The sequence below is a fragment of the Nocardioides hankookensis genome (genome assembly GCF_042658885.1).
Classification (GTDB): Bacteria; Actinomycetota; Actinomycetes; order Propionibacteriales; family Nocardioidaceae; genus Nocardioides; species Nocardioides hankookensis.
Window position 1 is genome coordinate 428,251 of record NZ_JBHSRJ010000009.1, and the last position, 16,226, is coordinate 444,476.

General features: G+C 70.5%; 20 protein-coding genes. 10 read left to right on the forward strand and 10 right to left on the reverse strand.

All coding sequences use genetic code 11. The features are described from left to right. Positions 1-16: 16 nt before the first annotated feature. The 3 genes from ACFPYL_RS21465 to arfB are packed head-to-tail and all read left to right on the forward strand — an operon-like array spanning position 17 to position 1,235. Positions 17-439 (forward strand): CoA-binding protein, encoded by a 423-nt coding sequence (locus ACFPYL_RS21465; protein WP_379159292.1) that lies wholly within the window; start codon positions 17-19, stop codon positions 437-439. Between the two features lie 18 nt (positions 440-457). Beyond that, positions 458-805, forward strand: a complete 348-nt coding sequence (locus tag ACFPYL_RS21470) for a YrdB family protein (RefSeq protein WP_379159295.1) — start codon at positions 458-460, stop codon at positions 803-805. Between the two features lie 13 nt (positions 806-818). Further along, positions 819-1,235, forward strand: a complete 417-nt coding sequence (arfB, locus tag ACFPYL_RS21475; RefSeq protein WP_379160874.1) for an alternative ribosome rescue aminoacyl-tRNA hydrolase ArfB — start codon at positions 819-821, stop codon at positions 1,233-1,235. A 3-nt stretch (positions 1,236-1,238) separates the two neighbouring features. Here arfB and ACFPYL_RS21480 read toward each other — a convergent pair whose 3' ends face one another. From ACFPYL_RS21480 to metG, 4 genes are read right to left on the reverse strand one after another with little or no spacing between them, the layout of a single operon-like run. Further along, the gene (locus ACFPYL_RS21480) at positions 1,239-1,850 is read right to left on the reverse strand and encodes a LysE family translocator (protein WP_379159298.1); all 612 of its coding nucleotides are present in this window, start codon (positions 1,848-1,850) and stop codon (positions 1,239-1,241) included. A gap of 15 nt (positions 1,851-1,865) precedes the next feature. After that, a complete protein-coding gene (locus tag ACFPYL_RS21485; protein WP_379159300.1) occupies positions 1,866-2,690 on the reverse strand; it encodes a class I SAM-dependent methyltransferase in 825 nt (274 codons plus the stop codon). Then, complete coding sequence (locus tag ACFPYL_RS21490; protein WP_379159303.1) at positions 2,683-3,345, reverse strand: glutamine amidotransferase-related protein; 663 nt, start codon at positions 3,343-3,345, stop codon at positions 2,683-2,685. Before ACFPYL_RS21490 ends, ACFPYL_RS21485 begins: the two co-directional genes overlap by 8 nt. Continuing rightward, a complete protein-coding gene (gene metG / locus ACFPYL_RS21495) occupies positions 3,342-5,129 on the reverse strand; it encodes a methionine--tRNA ligase (RefSeq protein ID WP_379159306.1) in 1,788 nt (595 codons plus the stop codon). Before metG ends, ACFPYL_RS21490 begins: the two co-directional genes overlap by 4 nt. Before the next feature lie 113 nt (positions 5,130-5,242). On the opposite strand from metG, the gene ACFPYL_RS21500 reads away from it, so the two are divergent. Together ACFPYL_RS21500 and ACFPYL_RS21505 are read left to right on the forward strand one after the other, a co-directional pair. Continuing rightward, positions 5,243-6,043 carry a hypothetical protein gene (locus ACFPYL_RS21500; protein ID WP_379159309.1) on the forward strand — a complete coding sequence of 267 codons (801 nt, stop codon included), beginning with the start codon at positions 5,243-5,245 and terminating at the stop codon, positions 6,041-6,043. A gap of 9 nt (positions 6,044-6,052) precedes the next feature. Beyond that, positions 6,053-6,736, forward strand: coding sequence for a GOLPH3/VPS74 family protein (locus ACFPYL_RS21505; RefSeq protein WP_379159312.1), 684 nt, complete (start codon positions 6,053-6,055; stop codon positions 6,734-6,736). A gap of 102 nt (positions 6,737-6,838) precedes the next feature. Here ACFPYL_RS21505 and ACFPYL_RS21510 read toward each other — a convergent pair whose 3' ends face one another. Next, positions 6,839-7,453 carry a mycothiol-dependent nitroreductase Rv2466c family protein gene (locus ACFPYL_RS21510; RefSeq protein ID WP_379159315.1) on the reverse strand — a complete coding sequence of 205 codons (615 nt, stop codon included), beginning with the start codon at positions 7,451-7,453 and terminating at the stop codon, positions 6,839-6,841. 79 nt (positions 7,454-7,532) lie between these two features. Here ACFPYL_RS21510 and pepN point away from each other — a divergent pair, with 79 nt between their 5' ends. Next, positions 7,533-10,088: an aminopeptidase N gene (gene pepN, locus ACFPYL_RS21515; protein ID WP_379159318.1), complete on the forward strand. Its 2,556-nt coding sequence runs from the start codon at positions 7,533-7,535 to the stop codon at positions 10,086-10,088. Between the two features lie 207 nt (positions 10,089-10,295). On the opposite strand, the gene ACFPYL_RS21520 is transcribed toward pepN, so the two are convergent. Both ACFPYL_RS21520 and ACFPYL_RS21525 read right to left on the reverse strand, forming a co-directional pair. Next, complete coding sequence (locus ACFPYL_RS21520) at positions 10,296-10,676, reverse strand: DUF5130 family protein (RefSeq protein ID WP_379159321.1); 381 nt, start codon at positions 10,674-10,676, stop codon at positions 10,296-10,298. Then, positions 10,663-11,016: a hypothetical protein gene (locus ACFPYL_RS21525; protein ID WP_379159323.1), complete on the reverse strand. Its 354-nt coding sequence runs from the start codon at positions 11,014-11,016 to the stop codon at positions 10,663-10,665. The genes ACFPYL_RS21520 and ACFPYL_RS21525 overlap by 14 nt, the downstream gene beginning before the upstream one ends. Before the next feature lie 96 nt (positions 11,017-11,112). On the opposite strand from ACFPYL_RS21525, the gene ACFPYL_RS21530 reads away from it, so the two are divergent. Further along, a complete protein-coding gene (locus tag ACFPYL_RS21530; protein ID WP_379159326.1) occupies positions 11,113-12,153 on the forward strand; it encodes a mechanosensitive ion channel family protein in 1,041 nt (346 codons plus the stop codon). Positions 12,154-12,189: 36 nt separating this feature from the next. Here ACFPYL_RS21530 and ACFPYL_RS21535 read toward each other — a convergent pair whose 3' ends face one another. Continuing rightward, entirely contained in the window at positions 12,190-12,615 is a 426-nt protein-coding gene (locus ACFPYL_RS21535; RefSeq protein WP_056153779.1) for an OsmC family protein, read from the reverse strand. A 98-nt stretch (positions 12,616-12,713) separates the two neighbouring features. Between ACFPYL_RS21535 and ACFPYL_RS21540 the strand changes: the two genes are divergently transcribed. Then, positions 12,714-13,088, forward strand: a complete 375-nt coding sequence (locus ACFPYL_RS21540) for a globin (RefSeq protein ID WP_379159329.1) — start codon at positions 12,714-12,716, stop codon at positions 13,086-13,088. Between the two features lie 9 nt (positions 13,089-13,097). On the opposite strand, the gene ACFPYL_RS21545 is transcribed toward ACFPYL_RS21540, so the two are convergent. Further along, positions 13,098-13,952 (reverse strand): acyl-CoA thioesterase, encoded by an 855-nt coding sequence (locus ACFPYL_RS21545; RefSeq protein WP_379159332.1) that lies wholly within the window; start codon positions 13,950-13,952, stop codon positions 13,098-13,100. A 47-nt stretch (positions 13,953-13,999) separates the two neighbouring features. Next, positions 14,000-14,179 carry a hypothetical protein gene (locus ACFPYL_RS21550; RefSeq protein WP_379159334.1) on the reverse strand — a complete coding sequence of 60 codons (180 nt, stop codon included), beginning with the start codon at positions 14,177-14,179 and terminating at the stop codon, positions 14,000-14,002. Positions 14,180-14,292: 113 nt separating this feature from the next. On the opposite strand from ACFPYL_RS21550, the gene ACFPYL_RS21555 reads away from it, so the two are divergent. After that, positions 14,293-14,928 (forward strand): TetR/AcrR family transcriptional regulator, encoded by a 636-nt coding sequence (locus tag ACFPYL_RS21555; protein WP_379159337.1) that lies wholly within the window; start codon positions 14,293-14,295, stop codon positions 14,926-14,928. Positions 14,929-15,011: 83 nt separating this feature from the next. Further along, positions 15,012-16,226, forward strand: coding sequence for an acetyl-CoA C-acetyltransferase (locus tag ACFPYL_RS21560; RefSeq protein WP_379159340.1), 1,215 nt, complete (start codon positions 15,012-15,014; stop codon positions 16,224-16,226).

Sequence of the window (16,226 nt, forward strand, 5' to 3'; positions counted from 1 at the left end):
CGCATAGGCTGGAGCCATGAGCGGAGACGCGGCCAGCTGGCAGGACCCGGAGTGGGTCGGGCTGATGCTCGACGACTGCGAGGTGTGGGCGGTCGTCGGCCTCTCCGGCGACCCGAGCCGGACGGCGTACGAGATCGCGGCGCTGCTCCAGAGCCGGGGCAAGCGGATCGTCCCGGTCCACCCGACCGCGCCGACCGTGCTCGGCGAGCAGGGCTACGCGACCCTGGCCGACATCCCCTTCCCGGTCGACGTCGTCGACGTGTTCCGTCGCTCCGAGGCGGCCGGTGAGTACGCCGACCAGGCGGTCGCGATCGGCGCGCGCGGGGTGTGGTTCCAGCTCGGCGTCGTCGACGAGGGCGCCTTCGAGCGCACCACCGCCGCCGGCGTCCCGATGGTGATGGACACGTGCCCGGCAATCGAGTGGCGTCGTCGAGGCTGAGCGTGGTCGGGTAGGCGCATGGTCGGGTTCGGGTGGCTGGTGCTGGCGCTCGTCTTCGTCGACGAGCTGCTCGCCGTCGCCGCGTTCGGGGTCTGGGGCTGGCAGCAGGACCCGCGCTGGCTGTGGGTGTGGCTGCTGCCGCTGGTCGCGATGACCGCGTGGTTCCTCTTCGCCTCACCGAAGGCGCAGTACGGCGGTCGCCTGCGCCGGCCGGTCGTCAAGGTCGTCGTCTTCGGCCTCGCCTCGCTCGCGCTGTGGGACGCCGGCCACCCGGTCTGGGCGGCGGCGCTGCTGGTCTTCTCCGTCGTCGTCAACGCCCTCGCCCAGGTGCCTGCGATCGCCGCCCTGGCGACCCCGGAGGAGTGAGGTGGACGTGAGGGTGCCGGCCGGCCCCGGGCTGCCCGACGGGCTGGTGATCACGAGCGGCGAGCTCGTCGAGCGGTTCAGCCGCTCCCCCGGGCCGGGCGGCCAGTCGGTCAACACCACCGACAGCCGCGTGGAGCTCGAGTGGGACGCCGCGACGTCGGTGGCGCTCACGGACGCCCAGCGCTCCCGGCTCCTCTCCCGCCTGCCCGGGCCCGTCATCCGCGTCGTCGCCACGGAGCACCGCTCGCAGCACCGCAACCGCGTCGCGGCGCGCGAGCGCCTCGCCGAGCAGGTGCGCACGGCGCTCGCCCCACCGCCGCCGACCCGTCGGGCCACCAGGCCGACCCGCGGGTCCAAGGAGCGCCGGCTCGAGGCCAAGAAGCAGCGCGGGGAGACGAAGTCGCTGCGCGGACGGGTGCGTGACCCGTGAGCGCTACCGGCTCTCGACCGCGAGGCGGGCGCTGAGAGCGACGAACGACGCCGCGAAGGCCTGCCGGATCCGACGCACCAGCCGCGGCCGGCTGAGCACCCGGTCGCGCAGGGCCGCCGCGCCCGCGCCGTACGCCGCGAAGACGACGAACGTCATCGCCATGAAGACCGCGCTGAGCAGCAGCATCCGTGCGAGCTGGTGTGGTGACCCGGCGGGCACGAACTGCGGCAGGAACGCGAAGAAGAAGATCGTGAGCTTCGGGTTGAGCAGGTTGAGCGTGACGCCGGAGACGATCACCTGGCGGCGGCTGGTGGGGCCGGCGCCGGTGTCGACGCTCAGCGCGCCGGTGTCACGCCACGTCGACCAGGCCATCCAGAGCAGGTAGGCGACACCGAGGTACTTGATCGTCTGGAACGCGACGCCACTCGCGTGCAGCACGGCCGCGAGACCGGTCACGGCCGCCAGCAGGTGCGGGACCGTGCCGAGCGTGCACGCGAACGCCGCCAGGATGCTGGCTCGGGTCCCGCGGGCCAGGCCCGCGCCGATCGTGTAGAGCGCGCCGGTCCCGGGCGTCGCGACGATCACGAGCGCCGTCACCAGGAACGCCAGGCTCATGCGGCGACAGTACCGTCAGACGCGCGCCCGCAGCAGGTGTGCGCCGCCGCCCTCGGTGCCGCCCGGCCGACCCAGGAAGCGCTCCCGGATCTGCGGCCGGTCGAGGTCCTCGACCTCGGTGAACCCGAGGTCGGACAGCACCGCGTGCAGGTGCTCGGCCTCGAGCCCGGGCGACAGCGGCTCGCCCACCTCGGCGACGCGCGCGATCAGGTCGGCGCGGTCGCCCTGGGCGGTGAGTCGGAGCTCGTGGGCCGGGTTGGTGTAGTCGAGGACGACCTCCGCGCCCGGCACGGAGGCGATCGACCGCAGGGTCGTGGTGACGGCCTCCTCGGTCAGGTAGGGGACGACGCCGAGCCACACGAAGAACGCCGGCGCCGCGTCGTCGAAGCCCGCCTCGACGAGCCGCGCGACCAGGTCGTCGGTCTCGAAGTCGACGCCGACGTACGCGACGCTCTCCGGCACCTCGATCCCGGCGTCCGCGAGCCGCTCACGCTTCCACACGCCGGTGGCCGGGAAGTCGACCTCGAAGACCCGGGTCCCGGCGAACGGGTTGCGGTAGGCGAAGGTGTCGAGGCCGGCCCCCAGCACGACGACCTGGGCGACGCCGCGCTCGACGGCCGCGGCCAGCGAGTCCTCGGCGAAGCGGTGCCGGGCGGCGATGAAGACCCGCAGCCGGGGCCGCGCGGTCGCCTCCGGCTCGGCGAGGGTGGCCTCGCGGTCGATACCGAGGATCTGCCACGCGAGCGGGTCCCGGAAGATCCGGCCGCCGTCGACGTCCTGGTGGACCGCGCGGTAGGTCGCGGCCCCGAAGGCGGTCCGGCTGGGCTCTCCCTCACGCATGCGCAGCACCCTGCCGCACGGCGTCGGCGAAGGCACGCACGAGCGGGTGCACGGGCGCACCGGCCAGGGCCCCGACGTGCGGCTGGAACATGCTGGCGACGTAGAACGGGTGGTCGGGGAACTCCAGCACCTCCGCCCCGGCGTCGTCGGCGGTCGCGCCCACGACGACCCCCGCGGAGACCAGGCGGTCGACGACCTCGGGCGTCGGCGCGTAGCTGCAGAAGTGCATGCCGGTGAACGGCTCGTCGACCCACCCGGCGAAGCGGGTCCCGGCGACCGGCGTCACCACGCGCTCCTCGCCGTACAGGCTGCACGCGAGGGCGGTCACGACGTTGTCCTCGGCCTCCCCGTCGGACTCCGCGTGGGTCGCGGACCCACCCAGCACGCTGCGGACGAACTCGACCACGGCGTACTGCATGCCTCCGCAGGTGCCGAGGAACGGGATCCCTCGCTCGCGGACCACGGTCAGCGCCCGCAGCACCGCGTCGTCGTCGGCGTACGGCGAGCCCGGGACCAGCCAGACGCCGTCGTAGTCGGCGATGTCGAAGCCCGAGTCGGTCGGCACCCACTCGGTGACGACGTCGAGCATCGGCCGCAGCGCGTTGAGCTCCTGGTGGCTGCGGTGCCCCCGGTCGTCACCGAGGAGGGCGATCACGACTCGAGCCTCGCGAGCTCCTCGTCCACGATCGACGGGTCGAGCTTGGTGAAGATCGGCGTAGGCTTCGCGACCGGCGTACCGGGCACGATCGGCTTGCGCTCCCACGCGGGCACGTTCGTGTAGTCGCCCGTGATGATCGGGTACGCCGCACCGCCGTCGAGGTCCTCGACCTCGTCGATGCGCGGCATCGGGGCGATGTCGCCCGCGCCGCCGAGCGCCTTGTCGACCTCGTTGGCGGCGAACGGCAGGAACGGGCTGAGGACCAGGTTGAGGTCGACGACGCACTGCGCCATCACGGCGAGCACCGTGGCCAGCCGCTCCGGGTCGTCCTTGATCTTCCAGGGCTCGGAGTCGGAGACGTACTTGTTGACCTCGGCGACCGTCCGCATCGCCTCGGTGATGGCCTGCTTCTGGCGGTGCCGGCCGATCAGGTCGCCCACGACGCCGAACGAGGCCTCGACCGCGTCGAGGATCGTCTGGTCCTCGGCGGTCAGCTCGCCGGCCTTCGGCAGCTCGCCGAAGTTCTTGGCGATCAGCGTGGCCGTGCGGTTGACCAGGTTGCCCCAGCCGGCGACCAGCTCGTCGTTGGTGCGGCGCACGAACTCCGACCAGGTGAAGTCGGAGTCCTGGTTCTCCGGCCCGGCGGCGGCCACGAAGTAGCGGAACGCGTCGGGCTGGTAGCGGCTGAGCAGGTCGCGCACGTAGATGACGACGCGCTTGGAGGACGAGAACTTCTTGCCCTCCATCGTCAGGAACTCGCTGCTGACGACCTCGGTCGGCAGGTTGAGCACCCCCAGCTCGCGCGGCGTGCCGCCCTTCGCCCCCTTGCCGGAGTAGGCGAGCAGCTCGGCCGGCCAGATCTGGCTGTGGAAGGTGATGTTGTCCTTGCCCATGAAGTAGTAGGACAGGGCCTCGGGGTCGTTCCACCACTCGCGCCAGGCATCGGGGTTGCCCGTCCGACGCGCCCACTCGATCGACGCGGACAGGTAGCCGATCACGGCGTCGAACCAGACGTAGAGCTTCTTGGTCGGGTTCTCGCGCCAGCCGTCGAGCGGGATCGCGATGCCCCAGTCGATGTCACGCGTCATCGCCCGAGGGCGGATCTCCTTGAGGATGTTCTGGCTGAAGCGGATCACGTTCGGGCGCCACGTCTCGGACGCCGCCCGCTCGTCGAGCCACTCCCCCAGCGCGTCGGCCAGCGCCGGCAGGTCGAGGAAGAAGTGCTGGGTCTCGATGAACTCCGGCGGCTGCCCGTCGATCTTCGAGACCGGGTTGATCAGGTCCTGCGGGTCGAGCTGGTTGCCGCAGTTGTCGCACTGGTCGCCGCGCGCCCCGTCGTACCCGCAGATCGGGCAGGTGCCCTCGATGTAGCGGTCCGGCAGGGTGCGGCCGGTGGCCGGCGAGATCGCGCCGTACGTCGTCTGCTCGACGAAGTAGCCGTTCTCGTAGACGCCGAGGAAGAGCTCCTGCACGACGGCGTGGTGGTTGAGCGCGGACGTGCGCGTGTAGAGGTCGTAGGTCAGGCCGAGCGACGCGAGGTCCTCGGCGATGATCCGGTGGTTGCGGTCGGCGAGCTCCTGCGGCGACACCCCCGCCTCGCCGGCGGCGATCAGGATGGGCGTCCCGTGCTCGTCGGAGCCGGAGACCATGAGCACGTCGTGGCCCGCCATCCGCATGTACCGACTGAAGACGTCGGAGGGCACACCGAAACCGGCCACGTGGCCGATGTGGCGCGGGCCGTTCGCGTACGGCCAGGCGACTGCGGAGAGGACCTTGCTCATGGGCCAATCCTAGGGATGCGGCGCCACCGCATTCCCATCGGTGGCGTCGGTGGTTGAGGTGCGAGCGAAGCGAGCCTCGAAACCACCAACCGCACGTCTGCGATAGTGCGGCCATGAGCGCCTGGGACGCTGCGGTCTTCGACGACGACCTCGCCGCCGACGTCAGGGACGAGTATCGCGATCTCTTGGAGCAGCGGGTCCCCGATGCGGAAGCGACGAAGCGGGTCGTCGACGCGTTCGGAGCCGTCACCGACGACGAGGACAGGGCGACATTCTGGCTCGCGTTGGCTGCCGCGCAGCACATCGTCGGCCGGCTCGACGACGCCGTGAAGGCGCACGCGCTCCAGATCATCGACGACGGCGTCGGCATGGAGCTCTGGGAGTCAGTCGGCGGCGCCGACCTCGCTCGCCGCCAGAAGATGCTGGGCAGGCTGCGCGCGCAGCTCACCGGACCACAGCCAGCGCCGAAGCGAGTACGCCGGCCGCGACAGGTCACCACCGACCTCGTCGCGGGCGACATCCTCAGCCTGACGTCCGACAGCGGCGCGGTCGCGCTGTTCCGGGTTCTGCGCGTCGAAGATCAACGCGACGGACAGCGACCGATCGTGGCGCTGCTCGACTGGCAGGGAGGCGCGGCGACGTCCGAGACCGTGCAGGGGTTGCCGATCCGCACCAACGAGGGCGTCTTCCTCTACGCGGACGACGATCCGACGCCGCATCCCCCTGCTCCGGCGGTCTTCGCGCCGATCGAGGATCAGGGCAGGTTGGGCTGGCGCGACGCCGGCTTCGTCCACGTCGCGCGAGTCGCACCCTCGCCCGGAGACGATGATGTCGAGATGATCCACGGCATGCACTGGTCGACCATGTCGTGGCTGCTCGCCGCGTGGCTCGAACGCCGTGACGGCCCACGTTAGTTTCGAATCATGGTGACCCTGATCGCGGAGGACCTGCTCCTGCTGCTGCTCGATGACGAGTCCGGCAAGCTGACCGGGACGTCCTACCCGCAGCCCGCCCTGGGTGGCGCGCTGCTGATCGAGCTCGCGCTCAGCGGTGCCGTCGAGGTGGGCGACAAGACGTCGGTGTGGCGCACCGCGAAGGTGCGGGCCGTTCCCGAGCAGCCGCCGGAGGACCCGATCCTGCGCGCGGCGTACGACGTGGTCGCGGAGAAGGAGCGGAGCGCCCAGGACCTCGTGGACCGGCTCGGCAAGGGGGTCAGGGACCGGCTCGCCGACCAGCTGGTCGAGCGCGGCATCCTGGAGCGGCGCGACGACAAGGTGCTCGGCCTCTTCCCGCGCACGCGCTGGCCGGCGGTCGATTCGACCCACGAGGACGGGGTGCGCCGTGCGCTCACGGGCGCCCTCGTCCAGGGTCAGGACCCGGACGAGCGGACGGCGGCGATCGTCGCGCTGCTGCACGCCCTCGACAAGGCGCACAAGGTCGTCGACCACGACGGGATCTCGAGCAAGCAGGTGCGCGCGCGGGCGAAGGAGATCAGCGAGGGGGCGTGGGCGGCGAAGGCCGTGCGCGACGCCATCAACGCCGCGGTCGCAGCCATGACCGCGGCGGTGGCCGCCAGCACGGCGGCCACCACGGCGGCGACCAGCTGAGTCGCGATCGGTGGTTGAGGAAGGACGAAGTCCTGTCTCGAAACCACCGACCGACGTGATGGCGAGCTCATCGCTGCCCTCGCACACTCGGGCAGCGGCGCCTCAGCTGAAGTCGAGGTCCTCGGTGCGGCTGCGCTTGAGCTCGTAGAAGTGGTCGTACTTCGAGAGCGTCACGAAGGCGTCCCACATCTGGCCGGCGTCCTCGCCCACGGGCTTCTTGCTGATCACCGGGCCGAAGAAGGCGCGGCCCTCGAAGGCGATCGTCGGCGTGCCGACCTCGTTGCCGACCTGGTCCATGCCGCGCTTGTGGGACTCGCGGATCGCGTCGTCGTACGACGAGTCGTCCATCGCGTCGGCCAGTGCGACGTCGAGACCGGCCTCCTCGAGCGCCGACTCGATCATGGCGCGGTCCTTGTCCTGCTGCTGGACGTGGATGCGGGTGCCGAGCGCGGTGTAGAGCGGGAGCAGTGCCTCCTGGCCGTACTTCTCCTTCGCGGCCTGGACGACGCGGACCGGCTGCCAGGCGGTCTTGAGGAACTCGCGGTACTCGTCCGGGATGTCCTTGTCCTCGTTGAGGAACGCGAGGCTCATGATGTGCCAGGTCACCGAGATGTCGCGGACCTTCTCGACCTCGAGGATCCACCGCGAGGTGATCCAGGCGAACGGACAGGCCGGGTCGAACCAGAAGTCGGCGTTGGTCTTCTGCGCAGTCGTCATACAGGTGCAAACCCGGCGGCGGGCTGACTATTCCCGTGCGCTTTTCATCGCCACCACCCCGAGTGGCAGGATGCTGCGCATGCCTGGAACCAACCTCACCCGGGACGAGGCCGCCACCCGCGCCGCCCTCCTGGACGTCACGTCGTACTCCATCGACCTGGACCTCACGACCGGCGACAAGATCTTCGGCTCGACCACGACGATCCGGTTCACCGCGACCGAGCCCGGCGCCGAGACCTTCGCCGACCTCGTGGACGCGATCGTCCACGAGATCACGCTGAACGGCGAGGCGCTCGACCCGGCCACGGCGTACGCCGACAGCCGGATCACGCTCCCCGGCCTGCAGGCGGAGAACGAGCTCGTCGTCCGCGCCGACTGCACCTACTCCCACACCGGCGAGGGCCTGCACCGCTTCGTCGACCCGGTCGACGACCGGGTCTACCTCTACTCGCAGTTCGAGGTCCCGGACGCCCGCCGCGTGTTCACCACGTTCGAGCAGCCCGACCTGAAGGCGCCGTTCACGTTCACCGTGACCGCCCCCGACCACTGGAAGGTCGTCTCCAACTCCCCCTCGCCCGAGCCGGAGCCGCTCGACGAGGCCGGCGAGAGCGGCAAGGCCGTGTGGAGCTTCGCCCCGACCAAGCCGATGTCGACCTACATCACCGCGGTCGTCGCCGGTGAGTACCACGAGGTCCAGCACGTCTACCGCGGCAAGCACGGCGACATCCCGCTCGGCCACTACTGCCGCCAGTCCCTCGTCGAGCACCTCGACGTCGACGTCCTGGTGGAGCTGACCCAGCAGAGCTTCGCGTTCTTCGAGGAGCAGTTCGACTACCCCTACCCCTTCGGCAAGTACGACCAGCTCTACGTGCCGGAGTACAACATGGGCGCGATGGAGAACGCCGGCTGCGTGACGCTGCGCGACGAGTACCTCCCCCGCAGCCGCCAGCCGCGCTCGTTCTACGAGTTCCGCGCCTCCGTCATCACCCACGAGATGGCGCACATGTGGTTCGGCGACCTCGTCACCATGCAGTGGTGGGACGACCTGTGGCTCAACGAGTCCTTCGCCGAGTGGGCCTGCTACTGGTGCGAGGCCGAGGCCACCGAGTACACCGACGCCTGGACGGGCTTCACGAACGCCCGCAAGCAGACCGGCTACCGCGCCGACCAGCTGCCGAGCACGCACCCGATCGCGGCCGACAACGTCGACCTGCACGCCGTCGAGGTCAACTTCGACATGATCACCTACGCCAAGGGCGCGTCGGTGCTCAAGCAGCTCGTCGCGTGGGTCGGGCTGGACCCGTTCCTCGCCGGCCTGCGTCAGTACTTCAAGGACCACGAGTTCGGCAACGCCACCTTCGCCGACCTGCTGGTCGCGCTCGAGAAGGCCTCCGGCCGTGAGCTCCAGGGCTGGGCCCAGGAGTGGCTCCAGACCGCTGGCGTCAACACGCTCACGCCGTCCTTCGAGGTCGGCGCCGACGGCACGTACGGCGCCTTCCGCGTCCTGCAGACCGCCGCGCCCGAGCAGCCCACGCTGCGCCGGCACCGCCTCGGCATCGGCCTCTACGACGACGTCGACGGCCGCCTCGTGCGTCGTGAGTACGTCGAGGTCGACGTCGAGGGCGCCGAGACCGAGATCCCGGAGCTCGCCGGCAAGCAGCAGCCCGACCTGCTGCTGCTCAACGACAACGACCACGCGTTCGCCAAGATCCGGCTCGACGAGCGCTCGCTGGCGACCGTGACCTCCGGGCTGTCCCGTCTGGACGACTCGCTGGCCCGGGCCCTCGTGTGGAGCGCCGCCTGGGACATGACGCGCGACGCCGAGATGTCGGCCACCGACTTCGTCCACCTCGTGCTCGCCAACATCGGCGCCGAGACCGACGCGTGGGGCGTCACCCGGATCCCGACGTACGCCGCCCTCGCGGTCAACGCCTACAGCGCGCCGGAGCACCGGGCCGCGCTGCGCGACGAGTGGGAGGCGGGCCTGCGCGAGCTGCTGCTCGCCGCCGAGCCGGGCAGCGACCACCAGCTGACCTTCGCGCGGTCCTACGCCGCCGTCTCGCACGGCGAGCAGGCCTTCGCCGACCTCGAGGGGCTGCTCGACGGCACCTGGTCGGTCGACGGGCTGGCGGTCGACCAGGACCTGCGCTGGGTCCTCGTCACCGCACTCGCGGCCGCCGGACGCTCGGGCGAGGCGCTGATCGAGGCCGAGCTCGAGCGCGACAAGACGATCGCGGGCAAGGAGAAGGCGGCCGCCGCGCGGGTGGCGCAGCCGGACGCCGAGGCCAAGGCCGAGGGCTGGCGCGCCATCCTCGACCCCGGCACGCCCAACGAGACCTGCCGGGAGATGGTGTTCTCGATCTTCCGCTACGGCCAGGAGGACGTCATCGCGCCGTACCTCGAGCAGTACCTCGAGGCCGCCGACACCGTCATCGACACCCTGGGCTTCCACAAGGGCTCGGTCGTGCTGGAGTACGGCTTCCCCAAGGCGCTCGGCTCCCCCGAGCTGCTCGAGCGTGTCGAGGCCTGGCTGGCGAGCACCGACGCCCCGAAGGGTGCCGTGCGCTACGTCGACGAGGGCCGGGCCGACGTCGCCCGCGCCCTGGCCGCCCAGGCCAAGGACGCCCAGGCCTGACGACGCACACGCCTCCGGCGGTTGGGGTGCGAGCGCAGCGAGCCTCGAAACCCCGGAACCGACTTCAGGGCGGTGACCTTCGTGGTCACCGCCCTGGTTCGTCTTGCTGGATTTCGACGCGCCCGTCGCGGCTTCGTTCCTCAGCCGCGGGGCTTGCTCAATCTGGCAGAGCCCACACGACGCGTTCGTGCCTCACGCGCCGCTGCTCTACTCAGCGTGCAGCGTCTCGGGGGCGCGCGCGTGGTCGGCGAGCATCTGGATGCCGCGACGGAGGCCACCGACCAGGTCACCGCTCTCGAACGACGTCTGCATCTGCAACGTCGTGAGCTCGACCTCCTGGTCGGAGAGGTTGCGGCGTACGGCGCCGCCGGTGACGATCTCGAGGACCCGGGCGGCCGGGTCGAGCATGATCAGGATGCTGCGGGACGGGGCGACCAGCGAGTTGTGCAGCTGCGTGGCGAAGGCGCGAGGATCGCCGCTCGAGCGACCGACGAAGACGCTGAACTCGAAGCGCGAGACCTGCTCGGCGCCGCGGATCGCCTCGTCGATCTGGTACCGCTCGGCGCTGTTGAACTCACCAACGCCCACTTGCCCCACCGGCCTTCGACTCGTCGTTGTCGGGGGCGGGCAGCTCGGCGGTGCCCTTGCTGGGTCCCCCGAACCACTGGTCCTGGGTGGCCTGGCCGCCCGGGGTGAACCGCTCGCCCTTGATGACGCCCGGGATCACGACCAGCGCCGTGATGACCAGGAAGAGCAGCAGCGGCACGCCGACCAGGAGCAGGACCGCCTCGACCGGGTCGACGTCGGACGGGGTGCTCCAGTTCTCCGGGACGTCCGCACCGGCGGGTCCACCGGCCGCGAGGACGAGCGCCCCTGCGACGAGGAGCACGGAGGTACGACGGGCGCGGCGGGCGAGCTTCGTGGTCACGGACGGAATCGTATCGGGTCGGATACGTCACACGCCCCACGGGGACGGCCCGCGTCGGCTCGTCCGTGATTGACCGGTGCGGTAGACATGGGGCCCATGTTGGGCTTCGACGACACGACCTGTGACGGCTCCGACGCTCTCTGCCGGGCCGTCTTCAGCTGGACCGACAACCAGAAGCTCGCCAACGCCTCCGACATCATCATCGGCAAGCCCCTGGCCCTGCTCTGGCTGCTGGTCCTCTTCCTCGTGGTCCGGTGGATCCTGCACCGGCTCATCGACCGCCTCGCCTCGCGCGCGGAGGACGGCGTGCTGCCCGACCGGATGAGCAAGTTCGGTTCCCGGGGCAAGGCCGCCGAGGCCCGCGACCTGGCGACCGCCACGCGGCGGGTGCAGCGGGCCAAGACGATGGGCGACCTGCTCAAGAGCATCGTCACCGGGCTGCTCATCGCGATCTTCGGCACCATGGCGCTCAGCGAGCTCGGCGTGAACATCGCCCCGATCATCGCCTCCGCCGGCATCATCGGCCTGGCGCTCGGCTTCGGCGCCCAGTCGCTGGTCAAGGACTTCCTGTCCGGCATCTTCATGATCTTCGAGGACCAGTACGGCGTGGGCGACGTCGTCGACGTCGGCGAGGCCAGCGGCACGGTCGAGGCCGTCAGCCTGCGGGTGACGCGGCTGCGCGACCTCAACGGCACGGTCTGGTACGTCCCGAACGGCGAGATCCTGCGCGTCGGCAACATGAGCCAGAACTGGTCGCGCGCGGTCGTCGACGTCAACGTCGGCTACCAGGAGGACCTGGCCCGCGTGGAGCGGGTGCTGCGGGAGGTCGCCCACGACCTGTGGGAGGACGACGAGTTCCGCGGCGTCATCATCGAGGAGCCGGAGGTCACCGGCGTCGAGATGTTCACCGCCGACGGCGTCACGCTCCGGGTGCTGATCAAGACGGCCCCGATGGAGCAGTGGGGCGTCGCCCGCACCCTGCGCCAGCGGATCAAGGCACGCCTCGACCACGAGGGCATCGACATCGCCCTGCCCCAACGGGTCGTCTGGCACCGCGAGGAGCCGACCCCGGACGCGGACCCGGACGCAGCGACGGGCTCCTCCCCCGCAGGGGAAGAGCCTGTCACCGGTGGTTGAGGTGCGAGCGCAGCGAGCCTCGAAACCTCCGGCTCGCTAACCCAGCGACGCCTCGAGCTTGATCGGCACGGCGGCCAGCGCCTGGCTGACCGGGCAGCCGACCTTCGCGCCCTCGGCGGCCGCGACGAAGTCCTCCTCGCTCATCCCGGGCACGACGCCCTTGACGGTGAGACGGATCTCGGTGATGCCGGTGCCGGGCACGAAGTCCACGGCGGCGCTGGTGTCGAGCGACGTCGCCGGCGTACCCGCCTTGGCGAGGCCGTTCGAGAGCGCCATCGAGAAGCACGACGAGTGCGCGGCGGCGATCAGCTCCTCGGGGCTGGTCTTGCCGTTGGCGTCCTCGGCCCGCGAGGCCCAGGAGACGTCGTACGTGCCGGTGCCGGAGGACTCCAGCGTGACCTGGCCGGCGCCCTCGAAGAGGGTGCCCTCCCAGTGCGTGCTGGCGTTGCGGGTCGTAGCCATGTGCTGATCACTCCTCGTGCGTCGCTCGGAAGGACTCGGTGCCGCGAGTCTGGCACGCCGGTGTCCGCCCCTGATCAGGCGACCGTCAGAATGGACGCATGACCACGTTCTACGAGGAGATCGGCGGCTTCGAGACCTTCCGTCGGATCGTGGCGAAGTTCTACGAGGGTGTCGCCGAGGACCCGGTGCTGCGGCCGATGTACCCCGAGGAGGACCTCGGGCCGGCCGAGGAGCGCTTCCTGCTGTTCCTGGTGCAGTACTGGGGCGGGCCGACCACGTACTCCGACAACCGCGGGCACCCGCGGCTGCGGATGCGGCACGCGCCGTTCGCCGTCACGCCGGAGGCCAAGGAGCACTGGCTGACGCACTTCCGGGCGGGTCTCGACGAGGTCGCCCTGACCCCCGAGCAGGACCAGCAGTTCTGGGACTACGTCACGCACGCGGCGCAGTTCATGGTCAACACGTTCGAGTAGCGGGACCGGTCAGGCGGAACGGTGCGCCTCCAGGCGCTCCAGGTACGCCGCCGGCGGGACGGTCGAGCGCTGGGTCTGCTGGTCGAAGAAGACGATCGTCACGCGCGCCCGGGACAGCACGGTGTCGCCGTCGCAGATGACGGACTCGATCGTCGCGGAGCGCTGGCCGACGCGCGAGACCCACGACCACGCGTCGTACGGCTCGGGACGGAAGAGGATCGGCACCCGGTAGTCGACGTCGGTCTGCGCGACGACGATGGTGATCTGGTCGAGGCCCTGCCACATGCGGGCGATGCCGGAGATCCGGGCCTCCTGGAAGTACTCGAAGTACTTCACGTTGTTGACGTGGCCGTAGACGTCCACGTCGGAGAACCGCACGTGGACCGGGTAGTGCAGGGCCGTCCCGGGGCGCTCGGCCGGGAACGGCGAGCGGGGCGTCGTCTCCTCGGGCTCGAGGAAGGACGACAGCATCACGCGCTCGGCGTCGGTGATGCGACGCGGCCGCTCGGTCGTGAAGACGTACGGCGTGAGCACGGTCTTCGCGCGCAGGTAGACCTGACGCAGGCCCTCGGCGTCCTCGTGGAAGACCTCGTAGGCCACCGTGAAGGTGGCGGCGCGGACCTGGGTCACCCAGCACTCGATGCTGACCGGGCGGTGCCCGAAGTGCAGGGGCGCGGCGTAGGTGACCTCGTGGCGGACCACGACCGTGCCCTCAGCGAGCTCACCCTGCTGGGCGTTCGCGCCGTGCGTGCGCATCATGTCGACGCGGGCCTCTTGGAGGTAGTCCACGTAGACGACGTTGTTGATGTGCCCGAGCTGGTCCATGTCGGCCCAGCGCATCGGGCATTCGTAGCGGTGCCGCACGCCCCGATGCTGCCAGACGCCCGGTCCGCGGGTTCAGCGGGAGCGGATCAGTGGGAGAACGCGACGCGGCCGTAGTAGCTGCGAATCGACTCGTGGCGGGCCAGGCGGTCCTTGCGGGTGCCGGCGATCGCGTAGGAGATCGCGCCGATCGCGGAGACGGCGGCGACAGCGGCCACGGCGAGGAGGACGAAGGCGAGAACGACGGTGGCGGTGGAGATGGTGAACATGATGAGACTCCTTCTACATCTGTAGTATCTACTTCTGTAGAAGGTACGCCTGTTCCACGACCGAGGCAAGCGCGGCGGTAGTGTCTCCAGTCACAGCACCCACGAAGGACCCCATGCCCCACGCCACGCCAGACGCAGCAGCAGCCGCAGCAGCAGGCGCAGCCATCGCTGCTCCGCTCTCCCCCCGCCGTCGGCAGCTGCTCGACGCGGCCCTGCACGTGATCGCCGACGAGGGTCTCAAGGGCCTCACGCACCGCGCCGTCGACCGGCGGGCGGGCCTTCCGGAGGGCAGCTGCTCGGCGTACTGGCGCACCCGCAACGCCCTCCAGGCGGCGCTGACGGAGTACGTCGCCGCCGAGCTGCTGACCGACGTCGACCAGCTGACCGATCGGATCACGCAGTGCGACGGCGACGAGCGCAAGGTCGAGGAGACCTTGGCGCTCTTCCTGCGGTGGCTCGACCAACGAGAGCTCCTGGTCGCCCGGCTCGAGCTCACCATGGCGGCGACCCGCGACGCCGACCTGCGGGTGCTGCTGGTGGACCACCGCTCGCGACTCGTCGAGATCGTGGCGAACATCATGACGGCGGCTGGCCACGACCACGGCCCGGCGCGCGCCGAGGCCCTGGTCGCGTCGTACGACGGAATCCTGCTCGCAGGTCTGCTGCACCCCGTCGAGGGACGGCGCGAGTTCCTGGTGCGCTCGCTGGAGCTGCTGAGCGCCGCCATGGCCGGTCCCGACGGGGAGTGACGTACGCCTCATCTGCCCGATGAGTGGGCGGGGGCTACTGTGGCTCCCGCAGCAGCACCGATCCCCCTTGAGACGGAGTTCCCATGCCCGAGGCAGTCATCGTTTCCGCAGCCCGCACCCCCATCGGTCGCGCCAACAAGGGGTCGATGACCGAGTTCCGGCCCGACGACCTGAGCGCGTTCATCGTCAAGACCGCGCTCGACAAGATCCCGGCGCTCGACCCGACCACGATCGACGACCACTACCTCGGGTGTGGCCTGCCGGGCGGCGAGTCCGGCAACAACATGGCCCGCGTCGTCAACGTGCTCAACGGCCTCGACGACGTGCCCGGCGCGACGATCACGCGCTACTGCTCCTCCTCGGTGCAGACCACGCGGATGGCGTTCCACGCGATCAAGGCCGGCGAGGGCGACGTCTTCATCTCCTCCGGCGTCGAGACGGTCTCGCGGTTCATGAAGGGCACCTCGGACCACTGGCCCGACACCCACAACCACGAGTTCGACGAGGCCAAGGCGCGCACCGACAAGACCGCCGAGGGCGGCCAGGGCTGGCACGACCCGCGCGAGGACGGCCAGCTGCCGGACGTCTACATCGCCATGGGCCAGACGGCCGAGAACGTCGCCAAGATCCGCGGCCTGAGCCGCCAGGAGCTCGACGAGTTCGGCGTCCGCTCGCAGAACCTCGCCGAGAAGGCCATCAACGACGGCTTCTGGGCCCGCGAGATCACCCCGGTCACGACCCCCTCGGGCACCGTCGTCAGCACCGACGACGGCCCGCGCGCCGGCGTCACCTACGACGGCATCAAGGACCTCAAGCCGGTATTCCGCCCCGACGGCGTCGTGACCGCCGGCAACTGCTGCGCCCTCAACGACGGCGCCGCCGCGGTCATCATCATGTCCGACACCAAGGCCGCCGAGCTCGGCCTCAAGCCCCTGGCGCGGATCGTGTCCACCGGCGTCTCCGGGCTCTCCCCCGAGATCATGGGCCTCGGTCCGGTCGAGGCGACCAAGAACGCGCTCAAGTACGCCAGCATGAGCATCGGCGACATCGACTTGGTCGAGATCAACGAGGCGTTCGCGGCGCAGGTCGTGCCGTCCTACCAGGAGCTCGGCATCGACCTCGACCGGCTCAACGTCAACGGCGGCGCGATCGCCGTCGGCCACCCGTTCGGCATGACCGGCGCCCGGCTGCAGAACACGATGCTGAACTCGCTCGACTGGCACGACAAGACCACCGGCCTGATCACCATGTGCGTCGGTGGCGGGCAGGGCATGGCGCTCATCCTCGAGCGGCTCTGA